Annotated in this window: 5 protein-coding genes; all 5 read right to left on the bottom strand. The window is 52.9% G+C overall.

What is annotated here, in order from left to right; genetic code table 11:
• Window positions 1-82: 82 nt before the first annotated feature.
• Window positions 83-1,135 (bottom strand): HAD-IB family hydrolase, encoded by a 1,053-nt coding sequence (locus JHU38_RS12050; protein WP_107582051.1) that lies wholly within the window; start codon window positions 1,133-1,135, stop codon window positions 83-85.
• Window positions 1,136-1,192: 57 nt separating this feature from the next.
• Window positions 1,193-2,083, bottom strand: coding sequence for a decaprenyl-phosphate phosphoribosyltransferase (locus tag JHU38_RS12045; protein ID WP_232369966.1), 891 nt, complete (start codon window positions 2,081-2,083; stop codon window positions 1,193-1,195).
• 98 nt (window positions 2,084-2,181) lie between these two features.
• Window positions 2,182-3,225: an acyltransferase family protein gene (locus tag JHU38_RS12040; protein ID WP_107582053.1), complete on the bottom strand. Its 1,044-nt coding sequence runs from the start codon at window positions 3,223-3,225 to the stop codon at window positions 2,182-2,184.
• Between the two features lie 57 nt (window positions 3,226-3,282).
• Window positions 3,283-4,374, bottom strand: coding sequence for an acyltransferase family protein (locus tag JHU38_RS12035; RefSeq protein ID WP_107582054.1), 1,092 nt, complete (start codon window positions 4,372-4,374; stop codon window positions 3,283-3,285).
• A complete protein-coding gene (locus tag JHU38_RS12030) occupies window positions 4,337-6,157 on the bottom strand; it encodes a sulfatase-like hydrolase/transferase (RefSeq protein WP_107582401.1) in 1,821 nt (606 codons plus the stop codon). Before JHU38_RS12030 ends, JHU38_RS12035 begins: the two co-directional genes overlap by 38 nt.
• Between the last annotated feature and the right edge of the window lie 136 nt (window positions 6,158-6,293).

Raw genomic sequence — 6,293 nt, 5'->3', positions numbered from 1 at the left:
TAATGCCACTTTTTTGATGGTATATGTAAAGATAATTCAGGGTGCGGTAGATATTTTTTGGACGGTGAATGACGTTCTTTTGTCATCTTTTCAGGAAGAAGCGAACCAGCAGGAAGTTGATGGGTACACACAGGCAGAACATCGGTATCATGGCCGTTTGCTTGCTCAGACCCAGCAGAATGAAAAGATTGAGGAAGCCGGTCTGTAGCAAATAGTTGACCACATGGCTCAAAGCGAAGCCGGCTTCCCGTTTGGCATTGGCTTCCACTTGGAAGGTATAGCGTGTGGAAGCTATGAAGTTGAAGGCGAAACTGACGAGATAGCCTATCGTGTTGGCTGTCGTAGCCAGCATGTTGTCGGCCGTCGAAGGCAGAACGTGTGCCAGGAGAGACAGGCTGAGCAGGTAAACGCCATATTGAATAGCCGTGGCCGTGATGCCCACGATACCGAATCTAACGATTTCGCCATAGGTCTTGTTTTCTTTCCATACCGCTCCGCCGTCTTGCGGTGTGTCTTTTTCTTCGTTTTTTATGGTTCTTATGTCACCGTTTGGCTTCACCAGATAGGCCCGATCGGCATAAGCCAGCATTTCACGGTCGCCCCGGCTGTCGCCATAGGCCGTTATCAGCAGTTCTCTTCTTGGCTCGTCGCCCAGTAGCCGCTTCACTCTTTTCACCTTTTCGGGCCCATAGCAGTTGGCGGTCTTGAAGCGGCCGGTCAGCTTTCCGTCTGCCGTTTCAACCTGTGTGCCCACGATTCTAATGTCATGATCGAAAAACGGCGCCACCCAATTGTCTATCGAAGCGCTCACGATGATAATCTCCGCGCCCTCTTGTCGAGCTTCCTTCAGAAGACGGACCATTTCCGGGCGCAGCAGACGGCTGTTTTTTGAGGCAAAGTTCGTACAAAGGGCGTTGAAACGGTTGAGCGCCATGCCGCCGAAAAACCAGTTGAAAAGGTGTTGTTTGGCTTTCCAATTGGGGTAGAGCTTGAACTTCATCAGGACGAGAATGGGACTAAAAAGCAAAAATCCGATAGCCATTCGAAGACTGCCGCAGGTATAATGGATGAAGGCCGGCAGCGTGTCGCGGGTGGTAAGTGTGCCGTCGAAGTCGCTCAGGATAATCTTTCTCATTCGTATAGTGGAATTTAGGCGGTTTAGGAAGACAGGCGTGAATCGGTCATGGGCGCGCTACTTGATAAGATAGATAATCAAGAGGAACGAGATGAGCCAGCCCAGTACGATGAGTTGCGTGAAGCGGTCGTGCAGAATCACCTTGGTAGGGTCACCGCTCTTCTTGTCTACCACGGCCAACTGGATGTAGCGGAGCAGGCCGAGCAGCACGAAGACGCTGGTGAGGTACAGGTAATCGGAATGGAAATTGGCTACGACTTCCGGGCTTACCGTGTACATGATGTAGCAAACGAGTGTCACGCTGGCCGTGATGGTGATGGCTTCGTTGATGAAAGTCAGGTTGTAGCGGCTGGTATTCTGTCGTGGCGCCTCACCCGTTTCGTTCATCCGGAGCACGTCGTCCCGCCTTTTGGCAAAACTCAGAAACAGCGTCAGCAGGAAGGTCATGAGCACTATCCAGCGACTCAGTACGATGTCGGTGGCCTCACCGCCGGCGATGATGCGCAGTACGAATCCGAAACTGACGATGCAGACGTCGAGAATAGCATAGCGTTTCAGTTTGACGCAGTAGCCCAGATTCATGCACCAATAGAAAAAGATGACGCCTCCCACAGTCCAAAAATCATGCTGCAGCATCGTGAGAATGCCTATTGAGATGGCAAACATGAATCCCATTAGCAAGTAGGCGGCTTTGATTGAGATGACACCGGAGGCTATCGGACGGTGGCATTTGGCCGGATGGCGTCGGTCGGCTTCTACGTCGTAGATGTCGTTGAAGCAGTAGATGGATGACGCGGCAAAGCTAAAAGCCAGGAATGTGACGACACAGGCATAAATATCGCCGGTGTCGAGCAGTCCGCCGCCAAAGAACATGGGGATAAAAATGAAGAAGTTTTTGATCCACTGATGGGGACGTATCAGTGCCAAGGCCCCATGCCAAGCGCTCATAGGCTGTTGGGGGGCGTTTGGTTTCCAATCGGACAGCTTGTTCTGATGGTTGTATTTCATTTGTTTTTGTATGTTTTCGAAGCAGATTTCGCTGTATTTTATCCATGAGTGGTTATGCGGTCGGCCACGAACGTCGCGAGGCGATGGAGCAACCAGGCCGGTGGCATCGTGCAGATGACGCATACCAGGAAGGTAGGCCAGTAGCTCCATTGGGACGGCAGATAATCGAGTACGAAATGGCTGTGGATGAGATAGGCCTCCAGACTCAGGCCGCCGAAGAAGCGGAAGGTGGCGTTGAACCAGCCGGGAGTACGTCGAAACATGCGGTTCAGCATGAGAATGGTTGTAACGGTGAGCGGAATGTATAGCATTCGTTCGATGAACAATGGGAACTGGCCATGCTTTGTCTGTTCAAGAAAGATGCTGGCGGCCAGCGCCATGGAGAACATGAGGAGTATCATCCATATACCCGTGCCGTCGATGGTCTTCTTTTGTCGTGTCATTTCTCCCATGTTGACGCCGATGAAGAAGATGGGCACACGGCTCCAGAATATCTCGATGTGGCCCACAAGATTGTGAATGGGCGTCACCCACTGTACGAGGATGCACCACATGACCATGACGACAGGCAGCCAGCGATAGATGGGATGGCGGCGGATGAGTTCCATGTAGAGCGGTGACCAGAGATAGAGCATCATGATGGCGGGAATGTACCAGAAGGTGAGCTCGTCATGAAGCCAGAAGTCCCAGTTGACGGTGATATCGCCTACAAGATCGAGCCACGACATCGGCGTGGTAGGGTGGAAGCGGGGGATATAGTAGAGCGAGGCCATGAGGAGCCACGCGGGGTATATGCGCAGGAACCGGCGCTTGAGGAAGCCCCGATATTTGCGCGAAAAAGACTGTCGAGCGGATTCCGAACCGTCTTCCCGCACGTCATTCTTGGCCCAGCTGAACCACAGACCTATGCCGCTGAGAAACAGAAAGATGTCTACACCAATGTTGCCCATGCGCCGCAAGCCGAAAAAGAGGTCGTCTCGGGGCAGTCCCACGTGGAAAAGGATGATGAAGAGCATGGCCGCTCCCATCAGTTCGCCACGGTAGCGGGAGATGTTAGAGAGTTCGATATCCTTGATGCGCATAATATATAATAATGTGAAGTGTGAAATGTGGAGTGTCAAATATTCGTTGCCGTTTTGCTACTCCTTCGCTTTCCTTTTCATGATTGCCGGCCAGATGGCGGCCAGAAGGAGGCTGGCCGTGACGTAGAGGGCCAGTCCGGCATAGATGTCGCCGCCCCGACTGACGGGAATGAATATCTTACGGGTGATGGGATGGCACACGAAGAGGGCCGGACTGATAATACCAATCCACTTGAAAAAGTCGTTCAGTTGCTTGCCAAGCGGTTTTTGGCTTATCTTGGTGATGATTTTGGCGAGGCCGATGCTACCGCTACAGACGAACAGGGGCACTAAAGTCCAGGTATAATAGTTAAGGCTGCACACGATGATGAGTGCTGACGACACCACGAAAAGATTGAGATTGGCTTGTGGGGGCAGTCGGCGACCGAAGCGGGCATACAGCAGTCCGAGGCCGAAGGGCAGCATGCCGCCCATGAAATTGTAGCGATAGCGATTGAGCGCTTCGCTTTCGGGAGCGAGAAAGAGTTGGACAACAAGGCAGACGATCATCAACGCGGCCGTCCATCGCCACGAGCGGCGGTAGAGCAGCAGCCGATAGACGATGTAGAGTTGCAGCATGAGGCCAAAAAACCAGTAAGGCCCGGGCCAGATAATCTTGTCGGGATCGGGTAACAGATTGTTGAACATGCCCAGCATGGCTACGATGTCAAGGAGCGCGTAGTGGTGTGGGCCACGGGTAATATAGTCTGTCATCGTGAAAGCGACGAAACCGACTATCATCATCTTGAAAAGTTTCAGATAGTGCCGGCTGATGAAAGCGAGAGGGGAGGGGTGTCGGTTGTCGGTTGTCGGGTGTTGAGGGGTGCCGTATTTCATTTCCAAGCCGTAGGCACTGAGGAAGAGGAAGATCGGTACGCCGTAATGGCCGAGGAATGACAGCAGGTGGAGGGGCAGATTCAGGTCGGGCGACGTGAGAGCCCGTATGAATCCGTCCGCGTTATGCCTGAAAAACTGATACTCGTTCTCCTTGACAATGGGATTGAGCCAGTGGCAATAGTTGTGAAGGAATATGCCCAGGATGGCTATTCCGCGCAGGATGTCGCACTCGGTTCTACTGAGCAGTGGTTGATTGATGTCGGAGTTTGTCATAATCGGTGGTGCCCTTCAGTATGCGGGGGCGTTTTTCGTCGTATTGGTCGCTGATGACATTGTATCGGTCGTTGTAGTCTCGGGAGTAAATACCGGCCAGATAGAGGAGCAGATGGGGCAGCGCGTCGGTCATGAATGGTCGGTTTCGGGCCTCGAGAATCCGTTTATAGATGTCGGGGTGGGCGTGGATGTAGCTTGGGGAGCAATAGATCCAGAAGGGGATTTCAAACTCGTAGCGGGCCAGATCGTAATCGATGGCGGCACTGTGGTTGCGGCAGATGAAGCCTCGGTTGCCTTCGTAGCACTCTTCTCCATGGTCGGGCATGTAGATGACGATGGCTTCTTGACGCTCAAAACGCCTGACAATCTGGTCTACGATGGAGTCGTTGTAGCGGCAGGCGTTGTCGTACTGGCTCAGCACTTTGCGCTGTTTGTGGGTCAGTTCGGGTCGCTTGTCTTCGTAGCTGCCGGCCCAGAAGTAGGTGCGGTCGTGAGGATAGCGTTGCTTATAGTTGACATGCTGGCCTAAAAGATGGAATATCGTAAGGCTGTGGTCCCTGATGCGTCCTTGCTTCCGGAAGCGGTCGTAGCATCGGAGCAGTCCGTCGTCGAAGGGATAGAGCTCGTCATTGCGCAGATCGAACTGTTTTTTGCTCAGTGTCGGATTGTTAAGAAAGAAACCACCGCTGAAGTCATACACCGCCTGGTTGGCCTTAGCGAGGAATTGGTTGGTGAGAAACGTCACCTGATAGCCCGCCTTGCGGAACAGTTCGGGGAAGAGAGGATAGTCGCACCACTCTCCTTTCTGCCCCACGACGTGGGTGGAAAGCATGTTCTTGAAAACGAAACTCGTCAGATTCCAGCACGAGACGACATCGCCGAACTTGACCAGTCGGCCGCTCTTCTCCAGTTCCACCTGGCGCGGTGTGGTGGGCATGAAATAGCCATACTGCTGTGAGTGGTGCTTGCCGTAGCTCTCTCCGATAATCAGTACGATGTTGGGCGAACGGAACGAGCAACTGTCTACCGTCACCTTATCGGCCGCCTTGATGAGTTGAACGACCTGTCGGGCGGCCAGTGAATTGGCGTAGAGGCTGAAAATCAGCCGGCTGATGGGCACGTAGAGCACGGCATGGTCTTTTTCGGTGAGGGTGTGCTCCACCTGGCCTATCGTCTTGCCGCTCATCAGTTTGACGGTGGCTACTTTGTTGCCCCGACTGCTCACGCCGCCCCACAGTAACAGCAGGCCGCAGAGCACACCGGCCCCTTGCCCGAAAGCCGGGTGGAGCCGTATCTGTGGTAATATGAGTCGCTTGAAGCGGGGCAGGTAATAAAGAATAAGGTTGAGGATGATGAGTAGCAGAATCCATCCAACACTGCTGAAGATGACGTCGAATGAGAGCAATGACGACAGGAAGTCGCCCGCTTCGCGGCCGTTGGTCTCTCCGATGAGCATAAGGATGGACGGATTGAGCGTCGAACCGAACTTTGTAAAGCAATAGACGTCGGCCAAAGCCGCCGCGTATAAAACGATGTAGACCGTCAGCCGCACCCATCGGCGTATCTTCCGCGGTATGACCGTCAGCAAGAGGCAGACGAGATAGAGGTCGAAGAAGAGCTCCTGATACAGGTTTGCGTACAGATGAGCATTGCGGTTGTCGGGTAGTGTGGTCCATGCGCAGAGACATCCCAGCAAATACATGAACGCGAAGAACAGCGCGTTTACGCGAATGGGATGGAAAAGCCAGCCCGGCATTTTGCCGATAGTCTTCAGATATCTCATCAAAATGTTGATTTTTTGCAAAGATATGCTTTTTTCCTGACAAATCCTTGCGAACACCAGAAAACTATTCATGACGCTTGCGGGGGCAGTAGAAAATTAATGGGGACAGGTTTACAAGTATCGATGATATCTACCG

The sequence above is a fragment of the Prevotella illustrans genome (assembly GCF_017426725.1).
GTDB lineage: Bacteria > Bacteroidota > Bacteroidia > Bacteroidales > Bacteroidaceae > Prevotella > Prevotella illustrans.
The sequence above is the reverse complement of the archived record's forward strand: the minus strand, read 5'-3'. Positions and strand labels throughout refer to the sequence as shown.